The 18,332-nt window shown below is 61.5% G+C and carries 19 protein-coding genes, 1 tRNA gene and 1 pseudogene; 10 read left to right on the top strand and 11 right to left on the bottom strand.

Features of this window, described 5'->3' with window-relative positions; all coding sequences use genetic code 11:
- Positions 1-2: 2 nt before the first annotated feature.
- Positions 3-92 (bottom strand) — tRNA-Ser (locus tag AABA34_RS13520).
- 176 nt (positions 93-268) lie between these two features.
- On the opposite strand from AABA34_RS13520, the gene hspQ reads away from it, so the two are divergent.
- Positions 269-649: a heat shock protein HspQ gene (gene hspQ / locus AABA34_RS13525; RefSeq protein WP_252258323.1), complete on the top strand. Its 381-nt coding sequence runs from the start codon at positions 269-271 to the stop codon at positions 647-649.
- Positions 650-682: 33 nt separating this feature from the next.
- On the top strand, positions 683-1,270 hold the full coding sequence (locus AABA34_RS13530) for a hypothetical protein (RefSeq protein WP_338303036.1): 588 nt from the start codon (positions 683-685) through the stop codon (positions 1,268-1,270).
- Here AABA34_RS13530 and AABA34_RS13535 read toward each other — a convergent pair.
- Entirely contained in the window at positions 1,267-2,142 is an 876-nt protein-coding gene (locus tag AABA34_RS13535) for an ABC transporter permease (RefSeq protein ID WP_338303037.1), read from the bottom strand. The two genes, AABA34_RS13530 and AABA34_RS13535, sit on opposite strands and share 4 nt — an antisense overlap.
- An 87-nt stretch (positions 2,143-2,229) precedes the next feature.
- Here AABA34_RS13535 and AABA34_RS13540 point away from each other — a divergent pair, with 87 nt between their 5' ends.
- The 4 genes and pseudogenes from AABA34_RS13540 (at position 2,230) to AABA34_RS13550 (ending at position 4,489) form a co-directional block, all read left to right on the top strand.
- Positions 2,230-2,931 (top strand): GcrA family cell cycle regulator, encoded by a 702-nt coding sequence (locus AABA34_RS13540; RefSeq protein WP_338303038.1) that lies wholly within the window; start codon positions 2,230-2,232, stop codon positions 2,929-2,931.
- Positions 2,932-2,998: 67 nt separating this feature from the next.
- Complete coding sequence (locus tag AABA34_RS13545; RefSeq protein ID WP_338303039.1) at positions 2,999-3,454, top strand: DUF1993 domain-containing protein; 456 nt, start codon at positions 2,999-3,001, stop codon at positions 3,452-3,454.
- Positions 3,453-3,527 (top strand): annotated as a pseudogene (locus tag AABA34_RS16435) (hypothetical protein); the annotation flags it as partial. The gene AABA34_RS13545 and the pseudogene AABA34_RS16435, both read left to right, overlap by 2 nt.
- Positions 3,528-3,529: 2 nt before the next feature.
- Positions 3,530-4,489 carry a DUF481 domain-containing protein gene (locus AABA34_RS13550; RefSeq protein WP_338303040.1) on the top strand — a complete coding sequence of 320 codons (960 nt, stop codon included), beginning with the start codon at positions 3,530-3,532 and terminating at the stop codon, positions 4,487-4,489.
- On the opposite strand, the gene AABA34_RS13555 is transcribed toward AABA34_RS13550, so the two are convergent.
- The 4 genes from AABA34_RS13555 to truB form a co-directional block, all read right to left on the bottom strand.
- Positions 4,486-5,169: a spermidine synthase gene (locus AABA34_RS13555; RefSeq protein WP_338303041.1), complete on the bottom strand. Its 684-nt coding sequence runs from the start codon at positions 5,167-5,169 to the stop codon at positions 4,486-4,488. The two genes, AABA34_RS13550 and AABA34_RS13555, sit on opposite strands and share 4 nt — an antisense overlap.
- A gap of 73 nt (positions 5,170-5,242) precedes the next feature.
- Entirely contained in the window at positions 5,243-7,519 is a 2,277-nt protein-coding gene (pnp, locus tag AABA34_RS13560; protein ID WP_338303042.1) for a polyribonucleotide nucleotidyltransferase, read from the bottom strand.
- Positions 7,520-7,777: 258 nt separating this feature from the next.
- Positions 7,778-8,047 carry a 30S ribosomal protein S15 gene (gene rpsO, locus AABA34_RS13565; protein ID WP_034955041.1) on the bottom strand — a complete coding sequence of 90 codons (270 nt, stop codon included), beginning with the start codon at positions 8,045-8,047 and terminating at the stop codon, positions 7,778-7,780.
- A 12-nt stretch (positions 8,048-8,059) separates the two neighbouring features.
- Positions 8,060-8,983: a tRNA pseudouridine(55) synthase TruB gene (truB, locus tag AABA34_RS13570; RefSeq protein ID WP_338303043.1), complete on the bottom strand. Its 924-nt coding sequence runs from the start codon at positions 8,981-8,983 to the stop codon at positions 8,060-8,062.
- 53 nt (positions 8,984-9,036) lie between these two features.
- Here truB and glpD point away from each other — a divergent pair, with 53 nt between their 5' ends.
- Positions 9,037-10,509, top strand: coding sequence for a glycerol-3-phosphate dehydrogenase (gene glpD, locus AABA34_RS13575; protein ID WP_338303044.1), 1,473 nt, complete (start codon positions 9,037-9,039; stop codon positions 10,507-10,509).
- Here glpD and AABA34_RS13580 read toward each other — a convergent pair.
- Both AABA34_RS13580 and AABA34_RS13585 read right to left on the bottom strand, forming a co-directional pair.
- A complete protein-coding gene (locus AABA34_RS13580) occupies positions 10,506-11,198 on the bottom strand; it encodes a site-2 protease family protein (protein WP_338303045.1) in 693 nt (230 codons plus the stop codon). The two genes, glpD and AABA34_RS13580, sit on opposite strands and share 4 nt — an antisense overlap.
- A gap of 41 nt (positions 11,199-11,239) precedes the next feature.
- Positions 11,240-11,815 (bottom strand): thymidine kinase, encoded by a 576-nt coding sequence (locus AABA34_RS13585; protein ID WP_338303046.1) that lies wholly within the window; start codon positions 11,813-11,815, stop codon positions 11,240-11,242.
- A gap of 122 nt (positions 11,816-11,937) precedes the next feature.
- Between AABA34_RS13585 and AABA34_RS13590 the strand changes: the two genes are divergently transcribed.
- Positions 11,938-13,560 carry an AbgT family transporter gene (locus tag AABA34_RS13590; RefSeq protein WP_338303047.1) on the top strand — a complete coding sequence of 541 codons (1,623 nt, stop codon included), beginning with the start codon at positions 11,938-11,940 and terminating at the stop codon, positions 13,558-13,560.
- A 75-nt stretch (positions 13,561-13,635) separates the two neighbouring features.
- Entirely contained in the window at positions 13,636-14,256 is a 621-nt protein-coding gene (locus AABA34_RS13595) for a YceI family protein (RefSeq protein WP_338303048.1), read from the top strand.
- A gap of 18 nt (positions 14,257-14,274) precedes the next feature.
- Here the strand turns inward: AABA34_RS13595 and rbfA are convergent, their stop codons facing one another.
- Positions 14,275-14,682 (bottom strand): 30S ribosome-binding factor RbfA, encoded by a 408-nt coding sequence (rbfA, locus tag AABA34_RS13600; protein ID WP_338303049.1) that lies wholly within the window; start codon positions 14,680-14,682, stop codon positions 14,275-14,277.
- A gap of 137 nt (positions 14,683-14,819) precedes the next feature.
- Here rbfA and AABA34_RS13605 point away from each other — a divergent pair, with 137 nt between their 5' ends.
- Complete coding sequence (locus tag AABA34_RS13605; RefSeq protein WP_338303050.1) at positions 14,820-15,080, top strand: hypothetical protein; 261 nt, start codon at positions 14,820-14,822, stop codon at positions 15,078-15,080.
- 85 nt (positions 15,081-15,165) lie between these two features.
- Here the strand turns inward: AABA34_RS13605 and AABA34_RS13610 are convergent, their stop codons facing one another.
- Together AABA34_RS13610 and infB are read right to left on the bottom strand one after the other, a co-directional pair.
- Positions 15,166-15,600, bottom strand: coding sequence for a PaaI family thioesterase (locus AABA34_RS13610; protein WP_338303051.1), 435 nt, complete (start codon positions 15,598-15,600; stop codon positions 15,166-15,168).
- A gap of 107 nt (positions 15,601-15,707) precedes the next feature.
- Positions 15,708-18,257: a translation initiation factor IF-2 gene (infB, locus tag AABA34_RS13615; RefSeq protein ID WP_338303052.1), complete on the bottom strand. Its 2,550-nt coding sequence runs from the start codon at positions 18,255-18,257 to the stop codon at positions 15,708-15,710.
- Between the last annotated feature and the right edge of the window lie 75 nt (positions 18,258-18,332).

Consider the following 18,332-nt stretch of genomic DNA (forward strand, 5'->3'; position numbering starts at 1 on the left):
CATGGCGGAGAGGGAGGGATTCGAACCCTCGATACGGTTACCCGTATACCGCATTTCGAGTGCGGCGCATTCGACCTCTCTGCCACCTCTCCGCGTAGATGAAGCGCAATAGCGGGTAGCAAGGCCACCCCGGTCGGATTGCGAGCGCGCCCGTTAGCCTAGTGCCCGGCGCTTGCCAAGACCTCTCTTGGGACAAAATGCGTGCATATCTCGCAGCCTGCATGCCAATTCCCTTGTTTTGGCGGCCAGCACGTCCATATTTCGACGTATGGAACGCGCTCACTTTTTCTCCAATCAAGCAGGACGCACCATCAACGCACCCCGCCTCTCGCGGAGCCGCTTCGGGATTGGTGATGTCGTGCGGCACAAATATTTCGATTTCCGCGGTGTGGTCTTCGATATCGACCCGGTCTTCGCCAATAGCGAGGAATGGTATCAGTCGATCCCGGAGGAAATCCGCCCGCCGCGCGATCAGCCGTTTTACCACCTGCTCGCGGAAAACGACGATTCGAGCTACGTCGCCTATGTCAGTCAGGGCAATCTGATCGCTGATGCGAGCGGTGGGCCGGTGGATCATCCCAGAGTGGCCCAGCTGTTCGAGCAATTCAGGGACGGGCGCTATCGCATGCGCCGGTCGTTGACGCACTAGGTCAAGCGAACTGCGCTTGGGGGAGCGCAATCCATGTCCAGCAATCCGCAATTCACCCATGGCTCCGTCCGCCAGCGCCTTGAACTCGCGCTGACACATGAAATGCGCGATGGCGAGGAAGTCGCCTGGCAGGGAATGAAGCTGGCCCGGATTGAGCCGAAAGGGTTTGGCATCTGGCTGTTTGCGATTCCCTGGACGGCATTCTCACTGTTCTGGACCGCGATGGCATCGCTGGCGACAGTCGCCACGGACGATTCCGTCGGGATCCTCGGTTGGGCTTTCCCGCTGTTCGGCACTCCCTTCATCCTGATCGGGCTCGGCATGCTGGCAATGCCTTTCGTGCCCTATTTCCAGCGTGGGAGAATCCTGTTCGCGGTGACCAACCAGCGTGTGCTGCAACTGGAAATGGGCCGCGATCTGACGGTCAAATCGATTCCGGCCAGCCGGATTGGCGATATCGTGCGAAGGGAAAGCGGCGATGGCACAGGATCTGTCGAAATCGCACTGTCCGGGGCGATCATGGGCGTAAATGGTCGCCGTACCACCGAGATGACCCTTGGCCGGGTTGACGACATTCGAGGCGCCTATGCGGCGGTGCTCGAATTGAGCCAGCGCGATTAGCTTTTCAGCTTCCATCCCGATTTAAGCACCGCGTATACGGCAATTGCGATCACAACATTGAGCGCGCCCAGTCCTGCTGCGGCGATCACAACGTCACTGTGCGATCCGATGTCGCTTTCGCCAAGGAAGCCATAGCGAAAGCCCGAAATCACATAGAAGAACGGATTGGCACGGCTCACCGCCTGAAACGCCGGCGCGAGGTTTTCGATCACGTAAAACGTGCCGGACAGCAGCGACAGCGGGGCGATGACGAAATTGGTGATCGCCGCGTTATGATCGAACTTCTCCGACCACACCGATGTCGCAAGGCCGAGCAATGCCAACAGGATTGATCCCATCAGTCCAAACCAGATGATCGCCCAGAGATGTTCGATTGCGAGGCTGACGCCCGGCCACAAAGCCATGGCCAGCCCCACGGTGCAGCCCACGGCGATGGCGCGGGTCACGGCTGCAGCGACAATGCCTGCCATCAATTCGCCCGACGACAGCGGCGGCATGAGCAAGTCGATGATCGTCCCCTGAATCTTTCCCGAAAGCAGCGAAAAGGACGAATTGGCAAAGGCATTCTGCATCATTCCCATTACGATCAGGCCCGGCGCGACAAAGCTGGCGAACGGGACGCCCAGCACTTCGCGCCCTTCACGGCCCAGCGCGACAGTGAAGATGACCAGAAACAGAAGCGTCGTTACTGCCGGTGCCCAGATCGTCTGCGTCTGCACCTTGAGAAACCGCCGCACCTCCTTCATATAGAGGGCGAACAACCCGATGCGGTTGACGCCGGTGATGATTGGCTGTCCGCGCGGGGAAAAACGGGTGTTCCCCCCGGTGTCTTTCTGTATGGGAACAGGGTTTGCTGAAATCTCTTCTGCCATGATTGGGCGCGTAAGCCCTCTGGCATGATGTGACAAGCTGCCTATCTTGAGGCAGACGGTCGTTGGCCGAACGGAGAACGGATTAACATGAGTTGGACTGATGAGCGGATCGCTACGCTCAAGAAGATGTGGGAAGGCGGCGCAACCGCTAGCCAGATCGCCGAGGAACTGGGCGGAGTCAGCCGCAACGCGGTGATCGGCAAAGCTCACCGGCTGGGCCTGAAATCGCGCCCTTCCCCGGTCAAGGCGAACGACAAGAAGAAGCCGGCGAAGAAACCGGCGGCCAAGCCTGCGCCCGCTGCGAAGAAAGCTGCACCACCCGCGCCCAAGCCGGCGCCAAAGCCTGCTGCTGCCGAAAACGAAAGCGCGCCGGAAGCACCTGTGGGCAAGGCGGACGCGGCACCGGCGAAGGACGGCAATTCGCAGCCCATGCCCAACCCCACGCCCGATCTTCCAAAGATCGTTTCGGTCGGCCCCGGCGGGTTCCTGCGCCAAGGTCCGGGCGACCAGCAGGCACCGATTCCCCCTGCTCCGCCGCGGCGGCTGGTTCCGGCCAAGCCAAGTCCGGAAATCGCCGACAAGACAAGCCTGCTCGATCTGTCGGACAAGGTGTGCCGCTGGCCGATGGGCCATCCGGGCGAACCCGATTTCCATTTCTGCGGAGAAACGGTGAACCCCGGCTTCCCCTATTGTGTCGAGCATTGCGGCCGGGCCTATCAGGCACAGCTTCCGCGAGGCGCGCGCCGTCCCCCGCCGCCGCTGCCGTTCGGCGGGCCGCGCGTCCGCTGAACATCACGAGACATTCAGGCCCGGATGCGACCAGCTTCCGGGCCTTTCACATTGACGGAGCCAGTTTATGCCCATCACTCTGCACGACGCCTTTGTTCCGACCGCACAACAGATCCTGCGCGCAGTGCGAGGTCTGGTGGACAAGGCTGAACGGCATTGCGCCGAAAATGGCGTGGCTGACAGCGAGCTGATCGAAGCGAGGCTGGCGGACGATATGTGGCCGCTTCCTTGGCATGTGCGATCATGCTGGGTGCATTCCGGCTATGCAATCAATCGCTTCAAGACAGGTGTATTCACACCGGACTTTACCGATATTCCGGATGATTGGGATGCGATGCGCGACCAGATTGATGATGCGCTCACCCAACTCGACGCCATCACACCGGATACGCTTGAGGAGCTCGCCCCACAGACAGTCGGGTTCGAACTGGGTGGCCAACGTCTGATGGAAATGACCGGACAGAACTTCCTGCTCAGCTTCACGCAGCCCAACCTGTTTTTTTCATGCCTCCACATTCTATGACATCCTGCGGATGAAAGGCGTCGCGCTGGGCAAGCGCGATTACCTTGGAGCGCCTCGTGTAATCGGGAGCTGAAATTGCATAAATCGAAGTTTCTGGGAGCCGCTTTCGCGGCCAGCCTTCTCGCATCATTGCCCTCGGCAGCCAACGCCGCCCTGCCCGATCCGGTTCGCGACCTGATCGACGCGGCTGTCGCCACCGGCGACGAAGCAAAGGTGCGAACGGTGATCGACCTTGCGCTGACGACCAACCCCGACGACGCGGTGGAGCTCGAGACGATCCGCGCCTTTGTCCTGGCGGAGCTGGCCGCAGCAAAGGCCGCCGAAGAACAGGCAAAGCAACAGGAAATCAGGACCGCCGGACTGTTCGAAAACTGGTCCGGCAAAGGAGAATTCGGTGCATTTCAGGCGACCGGAAACTCCTCCAACACAGGGGTCACCGCCGGGCTGACGGTTCAGCGCGACGGGATCAACTGGCGTCACAATCTGACCGCGCGGGTCGATTACCAGCGTGCCAACGGGGTGACCACGCGCGAGCAATTCCTCGCCCGCTACGAACCCAACATCAATATCTCCGACGATTTCTACGTCTATGCACTGGCGCAATATGAGCGCGACCGGTTTCAGGGGTTCTCGGGCCGATATGCGGTTTCAGGCGGCATCGGCTATCAGGTGCTGGACGAAGAGGACATCCAGCTTTCGGTGAAAGCCGGCCCCGCGTACCGCGTCACCGAATTCGTCGACGGTCGCAGCGAAAGCCGGATCGCCGGACTGGTGGGGGTCGATTTCGACTGGAGCATCACCGATCGGCTCAAGCTGACGCATGACACCAATGCTGTCGCCGAAACCGGCGGGTCGGCGACAGTCATCATCGATTCGAGCAACACCAGCCTCGATCTCGTCACCGGGCTGAACGCCAAGATCAACAGCAGCCTTTCGGCGCGGCTGTCCTATGCGATCGAATACGACAGCAACCCGCCGCCGGGTGCAGTGCAGACCGACACTCTAAGCCGCATCACGCTGATCTACGATTTCTAGGCGGATTTTGCCGCGAACCAGATGGTGTGACGCGGCCCCTTGTTGTTGGGGCGCGCCCGCACTTCCTGCACGTCCACGTCAAAGCCCGCCTCCTTTACGCGGCGGGTGAATTTGTGATCGGGCGCGGCTGACCAGATCGCAAGGATCCCACCCGGCTTCAACGCTTCGCGCGCCTTGGCAAGACCGGTGCGGGTATAGAGCCTGTCGTTGGCATCGCGCACCACGCCATCGGGGCCATTGTCGACATCAAGCAGGATCGCGTCGAATTTGTCGCAGGTGCCGTCATTGGCATCGTCGATCAGCGCCGCGACATCGCACAGGATGATTTCGCCCTTGGGATCGTCGAGAGTGTCGCCGGTCAGATGCGCCAGCGGCCCCTTCGCCCAATCGAGAATTTCCGGCACGATTTCCGCGACGATGACCTGACCGCGTTCAGGCAGTCGTTCCAGCGCCGCACGATAGGTAAAGCCCATGCCATAACCGCCGATCAGGATGCGCGGCGCGGGCTTAGACAGCCGGGCAAGCGTCAGATGCGCCAGCTGCTCCTCGGAAAAGCGCATGCGCGTGCCCATCAGCTCATCCCGGCCCAGCATGATGATGAAATCGCTGCCGTGGCTGACGAGGGTCAGTTCCTCTCCTTGAGGGATCTGCGCTGTGGCGATGGTTTCGCGGGGAAGCATGGCGGGTTCTCCAAACAATCAGGCCGCCCGGATCGCTCCAGGCGGCCTGCTGTGTTCCATTACGAAGGAAGGATTAGTCCTTCAGGAAGTCGGGCATCGCTGCGGGGCCGTCATTGCCGCCATCGCGATTGCCACCGCGACCACGGCCGCCACCACGCGGGCCACGGCGATCGCCGCCACGGCCACCGCGATCGCCACGATCGCCGCGCGGCTTGTCACCACGCGGTTCGCGCGGCGGACGGGTGTCCTCCAGCTCTTCACCGGTTTCCTGGTCAACCACACGCATCGACAGGCGGACCTTGCCGCGGTTGTCGATCTCGAGCACCTTGACCTTCACTTCCATGCCTTCGGAGACGACATCGGTCGGCTTCTCCACGCGCTCGTTCTTCATTTCCGACACGTGGACCAGACCGTCCTTGCCGCCCATGAAGTTCACGAATGCGCCGAAATCGACGATGTTGACGACCTTGCCGTTGTAGATCTTGCCGACTTCCGGCTCTTCGACGATGCCGAGGATCCAGTTCTTCGCGGCTTCGATCTCGTCAAGGTTCGAAGACGAGATCTTGATCACGCCTTCGTCGTCGATGTCCACCTTGGCGCCGGTTTCGGCGACGATCTCGCGGATCACCTTGCCGCCCGTGCCGATGACGTCGCGGATCTTCGACTTGTCGATCTGGATCGTCTCGATGCGCGGAGCATGCTTGGAAACCTCGGTGCGGGCACCGGTCAGCGCCTTGGCCATTTCGCCAAGGATGTGCGCACGGCCGGCCTTTGCCTGCTCCAGCGCCTTCGCCATGATTTCCTTGGTGATGCCGGCAACCTTGATGTCCATCTGCATCGTGGTGATGCCGTTTTCGGTACCGGCGACCTTGAAGTCCATGTCGCCAAGGTGATCTTCGTCACCGAGGATGTCCGACAGGACGGCAAATTCATCGCCTTCAAGGATCAGGCCCATAGCGATGCCGGAAACCGGACGCTCAATCGGAACGCCTGCGTCCATCATAGACAGACAGCCACCGCACACGGTCGCCATCGAGGACGAGCCGTTGGATTCGGTGATGTCCGACAGGATGCGGATCGTGTAGGGGAAGTCTTCATGGTTCGGCAGCACCGGGTGCAGCGCGCGCCATGCCAGCTTGCCGTGGCCGATTTCACGACGGCCCGGCGCGCCAAAGCGGCCCACTTCACCGACCGAATAGGGCGGGAAGTTGTAGTGAAGCATGAAGTTCGAATACGACAGGCCTTCAAGCCCGTCGATCATCTGCTCAGCGTCCTTGGTGCCCAGCGTGGTGGTGCAGATCGCCTGCGTTTCACCACGGGTGAACAGCGCCGAACCGTGTGCGCGCGGCAGGAAGCCGACGATGCTTTCGATCGGGCGGACCTGATCGAGCTTGCGTCCGTCGATGCGCTGGCCGTCCTTGAGGATGGCGGTGCGCACGATGTCGGCTTCGATCTTCTTGACCAGCTTGTTCGCGACCATCGCGGTCTGGCCGTCGGCCTCGGCGTAATGCGCCTTTGCCTTGGCACGCGCTTCGTTGAGAGCGTTGGCGCGGGCCGATTTGTCGGTCAGCTTGTAAGCGGCGGCAATATCGTCACCGATCAGGCCCATCAGTTCGGCCTTCATCGCGGACTTGTCATCCGAAGTGTCGATTTCCCACGGATCCTTGGCAGCCTGTTCGGCGAGTTCGATGATCGCACCGACAACCTTGCGGCATTCGTCATGCGCGAACATCACAGCGCCGAGCATTTCTTCCTCGGTCAGTTCCTTGGCTTCGGATTCGACCATCATCACCGCGTCATGCGTTGCGGCAACGACGAGATCGAGGCGGCCTTCTTCGAGAGCCTTGTCCTGCTTCGGGTTAAGGACGTATTCGCCATCGATGAAGCCGACGCGGGCAGCGCCGATCGGGCCCATGAAGGGAACGCCCGAAATGGTCAGCGCGGCAGAAGCCGCAACCATCGCAACGATATCGGCTTCGGTTTCGCCGTCAAACGACAGGACCTGACAGATAACGTTGATTTCGTTATAGAAACCTTCGGGGAACAGCGGACGGATCGGGCGGTCGATCAGGCGGCTGGTGAGCGTTTCCTTTTCGGTCGCGCCGCGTTCGCGCTTGAAGAAGCCACCCGGAATACGGCCGGCTGCGGAGAATTTTTCCTGATAGTGGACGGTGAGCGGGAAAAAGTCCTGCCCGTCCTTCACGCTCTTTGCAGCGGTGACCGCGCAAAGAACAACAGTTTCGCCATAAGTGGCGAGGACCGCGCCGTCAGCCTGACGGGCAATACGGCCGGTTTCCAGAGTGAGGGTCTTTCCGCCCCACTCCAGCGATACGGTTTTCGTGTCGAACATGAATATTCCTTCTGAACCCGCGCGGCCACATTGCCGGGCGGGGCCTGCAATTTCCGGGTCTACCGTCCCGGTCCGGTGCGGGGCCATTGTGCCCCTAGGCCCCTTCACCGAATTGCGAAGGATGCCGATCTTTATTCGTCATCCCAGCGAAAGCTGGGATCTCAAGCCTCATAGCACATTGCCAGAGGCCTGAGATCCCGGATCAAGTCCGGGATGACGAATACTAAACGGCCCGCCGAAGCGGGCCGAAGTATTCCATCACTTACGCAGACCCAGCTTCTGGATCAGGGCGTTGTACCGCTCCACATCCTTCTTCTTGAGGTATGCGAGCAGATTGCGACGCTTGTTGACCATCATCAGCAGGCCGCGACGCGAATGGTTGTCCTTGTGGTTGGACTTGAAGTGCTCGGTGAGGTTGCGGATGCGCTCAGTGAGGATCGCGACCTGAACTTCCGGGCTACCCGTATCGCCTTCGATGCGGGCGTTGTCCTTGATGATCTCTTGCTTCTTTTCGGCGGTAACCGACATGTCTTTTCTCTCTTACTCTGCGACATCGGGAAGGTTGAAACCCCTGACGACCTTGGCCGTCCCATCCATGATCTCGACCAGCGCGACCGGGACATTGCCCAGTTTCGCGAAGTAAAGCCCGGATGATTGGGGCAATCCAGACAAGACCCGGCCCTGGCGGACCGCCTGCGCGTCTGTCTGGGAGAGGGAAAGGGCCGGGATGTCGTCCAGCCCTGCCTCCAACGGCAGGAGTAGGTCAGATAGTTGCGCGCCATTAGCGATTTCGTTCAACTTGTCCAGCGAAATCGCGACCGCTTCGGTGAAGGGGCCGGCTTTGATGCGCCTGAGATAGGTGACGTGTCCGCAGGTTCCAAGGGCATGCGCGATATCGCGGGCGAGGCTGCGGATATAAGTGCCCTTCGAAACAAGCGCCGTCAGGGTGATTTCATCCCGTGCGTGCGGGCCATCCGCGATAGTGAGCGAATGGATCGTCACGGCACGGGTTTCCAGCTCAACGGGCTCCCCTGCCCGCGCCAGATCATAGGCGCGCTTCCCGTCGACTTTCAGCGCCGAATAGGCCGGCGGAACCTGATCGATCGGCCCGGTGAAGTCAGGCAGGATCGCCTCGATCTGTGGCAATGATGGGCGCACATCGCTCGTTGCGACACTTTCGCCTTCGGTGTCGAGCGTGTCGGTTTCCACCCCGAAAGCGATGGTGAACTCGTAAATCTTGCTCGCATCGAGCATCCTGCCCGCCAGCTTTGTCGCCTCGCCCAGCGCAATCGGCAGCACCCCTTCGGCCAGCGGGTCGAGAGTGCCGCCATGGCCGACTTTGGCCTTGGCATAGCCGCCTTCGCGCAAGACCCGCTTGACCGCGCCGACGGCCTGTGTCGAACCGAGGCCGCGCGGCTTGTCGAGGATGATCCATCCGTTCGGGGCGGGTTTCTTGTCGCTCATATCCCCTGCCCCCTAGCCAAACCGGCGCGCTTTCGCCAATTGCTTATGCTGCAATGCAAAAGCACTACGATCTGCTCATCATCGGCGGCGGCATCAATGGCGCCGGGATCGCTCGCGATGCGGCGGGGCGCGGCCTGTCGGTCTGCCTTGTCGAGAAAGACGATCTCGCCAGCGCCACCTCCAGCGCCTCGACCAAGCTGGTGCATGGCGGGCTGCGGTATCTGGAACATTATGAATTCCGTCTGGTGCGCGAAAGCCTGATCGAGCGCGAGCGGCTGCTCGGCATCGCGCCGCACATCATCTGGCCGCTGCGCTTCGTCCTGCCGCATGACAAGGGGCTACGACCCAAGTGGATGCTGCGGCTTGGCCTGTTCCTCTATGACCATATCGGCGGTCGCAAATTCCTGCCGCCGACCGAGACGGTGGACCTGCGTGCGGCCCCGCATGCGCAAGTGCTGGAAGACCGGCTTGTAACCGGGTTCGAATATTCGGACTGCTGGGTCGAGGATTCGCGTCTCGTCGTGCTCAACTGCATGGATGCTAAGGAGCGCGGGGCGGACATCCTCACTCGCACCGAATGCGTCAGGCTGGATCGCTCAGTCGATCATTGGACCGCAAGTCTCCGGGGCGATGACGGAGAATGGCAGATCACCGCCAACACAGTGATCAACGCCGCCGGGCCGTGGGTCGATACCGTGCTGGGCCGCGCCTTGCCGGATGAACGACATGAGAACCTGCGGCTGGTCAAAGGCAGCCACCTGATCTTCCCGCGATTGTTCGATCATGATCGCTGCTACATCTTCCAGAACCGCGACAATCGCATCATCTTTGCAATACCTTACGAGCATGAATTCACACTGGTTGGCACCACCGATGTGCTGTTCGAAGGCGATCCTGCGGGGATCGACATTTCCGAGGCGGAGGCGCGCTATATCTGCGATGCGGTGAACGAATACCTCCGGGTGGACGTGTCTCCCGATCAGGCCGTTGCCAGCTACGCCGGGGTGCGTCCCCTGTACGAAGACAAGGCAGCATCGAACTCCACAGTAACCCGCGATTACCAGTTCGAACTGGATCGGGACGGCCCGCCAATCCTCTCAATCTTTGGCGGCAAGCTCACGACCTATCGCAAGCTTGCCGAGCATGCGCTTGAAAAGCTTGGCTTGGCGGATTCCTCGTGGACTGCGGACCAGCCTCTCCCCGGCGGCGATATAGCCCCGGACGGCTTCGATGATTTCGTGACCCGGCAATGCGCGGCATACAAGTGGCTTCCAGAAAAGACGGTCCAGCGGCTCGCCCGCGCCTATGGCACAAGGATGAACGCCATTCTGAACGGGGCGCAAGGGACAAACGATCTCGGCGCGCATCTGGGCGGCGATGTCTATGCGGCGGAGCTGGAATATCTCGCAGCGCAGGAATTCGCCCGGACGGCAGAAGACGTGCTCAAGCGCCGATCAAAGCTGTATCTGCACCTGACCGATGAGGAACAGGCGCGCATCGCGGACTGGTTTGATCGCGCGGACTAGCCCCTGATGAAGGGCGAGGCGATCGCGTCGGCGATGCCGACATAAAATCGCATGGCCCATTCCAGCACCGGCAGCACCGTCACCTCAAGCCAGCCGGTTCCGAACATCCAGCTGTATCCGATCACCGCGAAGATCAGCACGATCCCGTATCGCTGCAATCGTTCCCACTGGAACCGCAGCCGCGCCGGCAACAGCCCTCCGACGATGTGCGACCCGTCAAACGGCGGGATCGGCAACAGGTTGAACAGGCCAAGGAAGATGTTGATCAAGAGGAACATCGTCAGCGCCACACCGACGGTGTTGTCATCGGCAAGGATGCTTTCACCCGCAAAGATGCTCAGCACGCCGATCAGCACCGCGCCCAGCCCCGCAAGGATGAAATTGATCCCCGGCCCCGCCGCTGCCACCGCCATCATGCCGAAACGCGGATTGTTCAGCCGATACTTATTCACCGGCACCGGCTTGGCCCAGCCGAAAGCGGGCGCTCCTGCCAGCAACAGCACGCCCGGAACCAGCAGGGTTCCTACCGGATCGACATGGCGCAGCGGGTTCAGCGTCAGCCGCCCGCGCTCGCTGGCGGTGGGATCGCCCAGCGCCTTTGCCATCATCCCGTGAGCGACCTCGTGAAACACGATGGCCACGATCAGGCACGGGATCAGCAGGATGATGAGCAGCGCGGTGTCGGTCATATGCGGTTGCAGATAGGAAGCGCCGGGGCGCTAAACCAGTGTCACGCCTTCAATGCCGCGCTGAAATGCTTGCGGCAGAGCGCGACATAGCGATCATTGCCGCCGATTTCGGTCTGCGCGCCCTGCTTCACCGCACTTCCATCCTCGGTCACGCGCAGGTTCATCGTCGCCTTGCGCCCGCAGTGGCATACCGCCTTCAACTCGACGAGCGTATCAGCAATTCCAAGCAGCACCGCCGATCCGGGGAACAGCGCGCCCTGGAAATCGGTGCGCAGGCCATAACACAGCACAGGAACACCCAATTCATCGGCAACCGCGGCCAGTTGCCACACCTGATCGGGGGTGAGGAACTGCGCTTCATCCAACAGCACGCAATCGAGCGGCCCCTGCGCCTTGGCCGCGCTGATTTCTGCGAGCAGATCGGTATCCGGGCGATAGAGATGCGCCCCCGCCTCCAGCCCGATCCGGCTGCGCACCATTCCCTGCGAACGGGTGTCGAGCTCTGCCGTCCATAGCATCGTCGCCATGCCACGCTCGCGATAGTTGAAATCGGCTTGCAGCATGGTGGTCGATTTGCCCGCGTTCATGCTGGAAAAATAGAAATACAGCTTGGCCATCCGCGATGCCTAACGGCCCCGGATGAAACGCGCCAGATGCCTGTTGATTAATCGGTGTGACAGGCAAGCTGCGCGATGCTAGCCATTCGCATTATTGATTTGAGCAATCGGGGATCAGACATATGGCATCGGCCGCAGACGCGACCAAATCGAACGAAGGCATGACCGGTTTTCTCGGCTGGATTGAACGCCACGGAAACAAACTGCCTGATCCGGTATTCCTGTTTTTCTGGCTGATCTTCATTCTGGTTGCGATTTCGGTGATTGCGGACGTGGCCGGGCTTTCGGCGCTCCACCCGACCGAGATCGATCCCGATACCGGCGCGGCAAAAGTGATTGCCGCGAAGAGCCTGCTGTCGCCCGAAAACATCCAGAAGCTCTGGGTCGAAATGCCCAAGACCTTCACCCATTTCCACCCGCTCGGCTATGTTCTGGTGGTGATGCTGGGCGCAGGCGTGGCGGAGCGTTCCGGCCTGTTCGGAACTGCAATGCGCGCCGGTGTGCGCGATGCGCCAAAGGCCCTGCTCACCCCGATCATCGTGCTGGTGGGGATGATGGGCAACCTTGCGGCCGATGCGGCCTATGTGGTGCTGATCCCGCTGGCAGGTATCATCTTCCACGCCGCCGGTCGCCACCCGATTGCCGGGATTGCAGCGGCCTTTGCGGGGGTTTCCGGCGGGTTTTCGGCCAATTTGCTGCCCGGCCAGCTTGATGCGCTGCTGTTCGGCATCACCGAAGCGGCGGTGGAGACCGTGTTCGGCGATTTCACCGCCAATATCGCGGGCAACTGGTATTTCATCGCCGGAATGACCTTCGTCTTCCTGCCGGTGATCTGGTTCGTGACCGACAAGATCATCGAACCCAAGCTGGGCAAATGGAATCCTGAGCGGGCCGGAAACATGGCCAGCGACGAAGACGGCGATCGCCCCTTGAGTGACGCCGAAAAGCGCGGCCTTGGCTATGCCGGGCTGGCTGTGGTGTTCGTGGTCGCACTGTGGATCTTCATGACCTGGGGACCGGGCACGCCGCTTATCAATGAAGAGGCGGAACTGGAAAGCGCGCGTCTGACGCCGTTTTACCAGAGCCTTGTCGCGGGCTTCTTCGTGCTCTTTCTGCTGGCAGGCTGGGCCTATGGCAAAGGCGCCGGGACCATCGGCGATCACCGCGATCTGGTGAAGATGATGTCGGGCGCGATGGAGGATCTCGCCTATTACCTCGTGCTTGCCTTTGCCGCGGCGCATTTCGTGGCGATGTTCGCATGGTCGGAACTGGGCTTGATCCTTGCGGTGAATGGCGCGGATTTCCTTGGCAGCACCAATATGCCCGCATGGGCGCTGCTGGCTTCGATCATCCTCGTCTCCGCGCTGCTCAACCTGTTTGTCGGATCGGCCAGCGCGAAATGGGCGCTGATTTCGCCAGTGATGGTGCCGATGCTGATGTTGCTCGGCATTTCGCCTGAAATGGCGACGGCGGCCTATCGCGTGGGCGATGGGGCGACCAACATCATCACCCCGCTGATGGTGTATTTCCCGCTGATCCTGATCTTCTGCCAGCGCTGGGACAAGGATTTCGGCCTCGGTTCGCTGGCGGCGGTGATGCTGCCGTTCTCGATCGGCCTGCTGGTTTCCGGCTTGGCGCTCACCATCGGCTGGGTCGTGCTCGACCTGCCGCTGGGGCCGGGGGCGAGCGTGTTCATGGAGGTGCCGACAGCAACCGCCCCGCCCGCGATCCAGCCCGCAAACTGAACCGTTCGACGGGAGATTGCAGAAATCCGGAAACCTGTTGTGCCGGATAAAGGTTGTATGTGGTAAGGAGTGCCAATGAAACGCTGGTTGCGCCCGATACTGCTGTCCATTCTGGCGGTTTCGCTGCCGGTGGGTACGACTGCGCAATCAACCGCTTCGGCGACCGCTCCGGCCCCTGCACAAAGCGCGGCAACGATCAACTACCGGCTCGACGCGAGCGCCAGCAATGTGTCGGCTCGGGTGCCGTTCTTCGGCCTCGCCAGCAAGACGGCACGCTTTCCCCGGATGCAGGGCGCTGTCAGCATCGTCCCCGGCGCTCCCGAACGCGCAGTGATCGACGTGACTTTCGATGCCGTGGCAATCGAGGCACCCGATGAAACCACGCTGCGGCGCCTTCGTGGCGAGCGGTTTTTCTGGGTTGAACGCTATCCCACGATCCGGTTCGTCGGAAGGTCGCTGCGGATGACTTCGGCGACGAAGGGCACCGTCCGGGGCGAATTGACCGCGCGCGGCGTGACCCGGCCCGAAACGCTGAACGTCGAGTTCGAAACCGATCCGACCAAGGCCAGCGGGGTTGCCATCACCTTTACCGGAGAGATGGAGATCGACCGGCGCAACTACGGCATGAAAAGCTATCAGCTGATCGTCGGCAACAATGTCGATATCAAGCTGCGGGCGCGCATGGTGCCGCGTTGAGCCTGACCTGACGGGGAATTATTCTTCTTCGTCGTCGCCAAGATCGCGGGCCACCTTGGGATCACGCAGCAGTGCCTCGATCCGGTCCGCTTCGGCAAAGCTTTCATCCTTGCGGAACTTCAGCTTGGGCGCGAATTTCAGGCCGAGACGCTTGGCCACTTCCCGCTGAAGAAAGGCGGTGTTCTGCCGCAGGGCATGGACGACCTCATCATCCCCCGCCCCCAAGAGCGGCTTCACATAGGCCGTCGCATGCCGCAAATCGGGCGTCATCCGCACCTCGGTGACGGAGATGTTCGACGCGCTCACCACCTCGTCGTGAACTTCCTGCCGCGCGAGCAATTCGGACAGGATATGGCGCACCCGTTCACCCACTTTGAGAACGCGAACCGATGCCTGTTCTGCGGTGAATTCTTGTCGCTTTGCCATGTCGTTCAAACCTCTTTGCCCGCCCCTATCAGGCTTGCGAGCTTCTTGCCAATCCGCCCTGCACATCCTTGACATTAAGTCGCAATTGCATAGATACTCCATCTCCTAGTTACCAATGCAACCAGATGGTGATCCCTATGAAAACCTTCACTTCCATCCTTGTTGCGGCAGCTCTCATCGCCCCTTCGATGGCAGCTGCGCAGCGCCACACCACCCCCGGCACCGCTGAGCGCCACGCCCAGAACCTGGCCGCAGCCAAGGGCGAAACCAAAGGTGATCGTGATGCTTCACAGATCGCCCGCGACGATCAGGAAGAGCGCGAACGCCGCGTTCCTGCAGCCAAGGCAGGCAAGGTCAACACTGCGGCCCCGGCAGCCCGCGACGGTGCAACCGGCTAATCTGACGCAAATTGTCGGAAACCAAATGGAGCGGCAGGCGATGGGCAGACCATCGCCTGCCCTTTTCATTTCGGCCTTGCCGGCTTCAGCTCATCCCCGTTTCAGTCGGCGACGGACGCGGAGTGGGGATCGCGGTTGAGGTTGAGCGGGCGTAAACCGTGCCATCCTCTGCCAGCAATTCGCCTTCGAGGAATACGACCCGGCGACCGGCCTTCACCACCCGGCCCTTGCCGATCACGGTCGCCCCTTCAGGGATCAGGCGGATCAGCGTCATCGAGATTTCGAGATTGAGCGGTGCCATCTCGCCCCCGGTGGCGGCGACAAAGGCATAGCCCATCACATCGTCGAGATAACCCGCGATCAGGCCACCCTGCACCCCGCCCCGCCAGGTGCACATCTCGCGCTTGACGGTGAAACGCATGGTCGCGGTTTGCGTGGCTTCATCAAACGAGACGAATTGCGAACCGAGTAGCGCCGTGTGGGGCGAACCGCTCGCGTCATCGGGGAAATATGCAGCCATGTCAGCCATGATCACCAGTCAGTTTGGGGACCCGAAGGGCGGGAATCGAACCCGCCAGACCTCGATCTGTCGATCAAAGCCCCCGCCGACCGGGACTGGGCCAGAATTCAACCTACCTCCAGCGTCCGCTCACGCAGTTCGACTTCGAAGATTTCGAGGTTGTCGCCTGCCTTGATGTCGTTGGTGTCTTCCAGAACCACACCGCATTCCAGGCCCGCGCGGACTTCGTCCACGTCGTCCTTGAACCGCCGCAGCGAAGCGATGGTGGTGGCCGACACGATGACATCGTCGCGGGTGAGACGCGCGTGGAGCCCTTTGCGGATGACCCCGTCGAGCACCAGCAGACCGGCTGCCTTGTCCTTCTTGCCAGCGGGGAAGACCTGCTTGACTTCGGCACGGCCAACAACCGTCTCGATCCGCTCCGGACCAAGCTCGCCCGCCATCTCCTTCGCCACCTCTTCGGTGAGGTGATAGATGACATCGTAATACATCATCCGAACGTTATCGCGCTTCACCAAATCGCGCGCCTTGGCATTGGGACGCACGTTGAAGCCGATGATCGGTGCGTTCGATGCCGCGGCAAGGTTCACGTCGGTTTCGGTAATCGCGCCGACACCGGCATTCAGCACGCGCACCTTGATCTCGTCAGTCGAGATGTTGTGCAGCGCGTTGACGATGGCTTCGACCGAACCTTGGACGTCGGCCTTCACCACCACAGGCCATTCGATCACGTTCGACTTCAGATTGCTGAACATCGTGTCGAAGCTGGTGGGTGCAAGCGCGGTGCGCTTCTCGGTCGCCTTCTGCTGGCGGAACGCAGCGACTTCGCGGGCGCGCTGTTCGTTTTCGACCACGGTCAGCTGATCCCCGGCTGACGGCACGCCGCCAAGGCCCAGAACCTCGACCGGCATCGACGGCCCGGCTTCCTTGATCTGCTTGCCGCTGTCATCGACGATGGCGCGGACGCGGCCCGATTGGGTGCCGACCACAAAGGTATCGCCGCGCTTCAGCGTGCCGCGCGTGACCAGCACCGTCGCGACTGGGCCACGGCCCTTGTCGAGCTGCGCTTCGATCACGGTTGCTTCGGCATCGCGATCCGGGCGCGCCTTAAGTTCGAGCAGTTCGGCCTGGAGCGAGATCGCTTCGAGCAGCTTGTCGAGGCCCTGGCCGGTCTTGGCCGAAATCTCGACATCCTGCACATCGCCCGACATCTGTTCCACGATCACTTCGTGTTCGAGAAGACGGTTGCGCACATTGGCCGGATCGGCCTCCGGCTTGTCCATCTTGTTGATCGCCACGATCATCGGGACGCCTGCGGCCTTGGTGTGATTGATGGCCTCGATCGTCTGCGGCATGATGCCGTCGTCAGCAGCCACCACAAGCACCACGATATCGGTCACGTTCGCACCGCGCGCGCGCATTTCGGTGAATGCAGCGTGGCCCGGCGTGTCGAGGAAGGTGATCTTCTGCTTGTCCTTCGTTGTGACCTGATAGCTGCCGATGTGCTGGGTGATACCGCCGGCTTCGCCCTTGGTCACATTGGTGCCGCGCAATGCGTCGAGCAGCGAGGTCTTGCCGTGATCGACATGGCCCATGATCGTGACGACCGGCGGGCGCGGACGCAGGGTTTCTTCGGGATCGACATCCTCTTCGGTCTGGATGTCGACATCGCTTTCGGAAACCTTGGTGATGTTGTGGCCGAATTGTTCGACCAGCAGTTCCGCCGTGTCCTGATCGATCGTCTGGTTGACGGTGACCATCATGTCGAGGTTGAACAGTTCCTTCACCAGATCGGCGCCCTTTTCGCCCATCCGCTTGGCCAGTTCGCCCACGGTGATCGCTTCGGGCACGACAACGTCGCGCACCTGCTTTTCACGCGGCTTGGACGAACCACCGCCCTGCATCCGCCGTTCTTTCTCGCGCGCACGCTTCAGTGCGGCGAGGCTGCGCGCACGGCGGCCTTCGTCCTCGTTCAGCGCCTTGGTGACGGTCAGCTTGCCCGAACGGCGCTTGTCCTTGCCGCCGCCGGTTTCTTCCTTGGGCGCGCGCTTGTCGTCCTTCTTCTTCTTTTCCGGGCGCTTGGGTTCAGGCCGGGCAACCGGGGTGAACTTGCGCGGAGCGGGCGCAGGGCCGTCGCCGCCGGAGCTGTCCGGCTCATCTTGCGGTGCGGGCTCTTCCGCAGGAGCTTCGGCTGCGGCCTTGGCTTCTTCGGCCGCGCGCTTTTCAGCTTCTTCGCGGGCCTTGCGATTGTCCTCTTCGCGGCGCTTGGCCTCCTCGGCCTCCTTGCGGGCGCGTTCTTCGTCACGCTTGCGCGCTTCCTCGGCGAGCCGCAGGCGCTCTTCCTCGGCCTCACGCTGCAGCCGCGCGACGCGTTCCTGAGGGGTTTCACCGGCGGGTGCCCGCACAGGTGCCTTGGCCGGAGCCGGCTTCTTGGCAACAGGTTCCGGTGCCGGTTCGGGCGCAGGGGCCGGAGTGGGTGCAGGCGCAGCCTCGGGCGCGGGCGTTTCGCCCGGCTTTACGAGCTTGCGGCGCCGCTTCACCTCGACCGCAACCTTGTTGGTGCGGCCATGGCTGAAGGTCTGCTTGACCTCACCAGCATCGACCGCCCTCTTCAGGCCCAGCGGTTTACGGGTGCGCTTTTCTGTGTCGTCGCTCATGCTTGCTCGTTTGTCCTTCAAAATCTTCTATCGTCACGCGCAGGAAGCCCTGCGCATATGCTGGTTGGTCAGTGG

The sequence above is a fragment of the Erythrobacter sp. Dej080120_24 genome (genome assembly GCF_036322605.1).
GTDB lineage: Bacteria > Pseudomonadota > Alphaproteobacteria > Sphingomonadales > Sphingomonadaceae > Erythrobacter > Erythrobacter aurantius.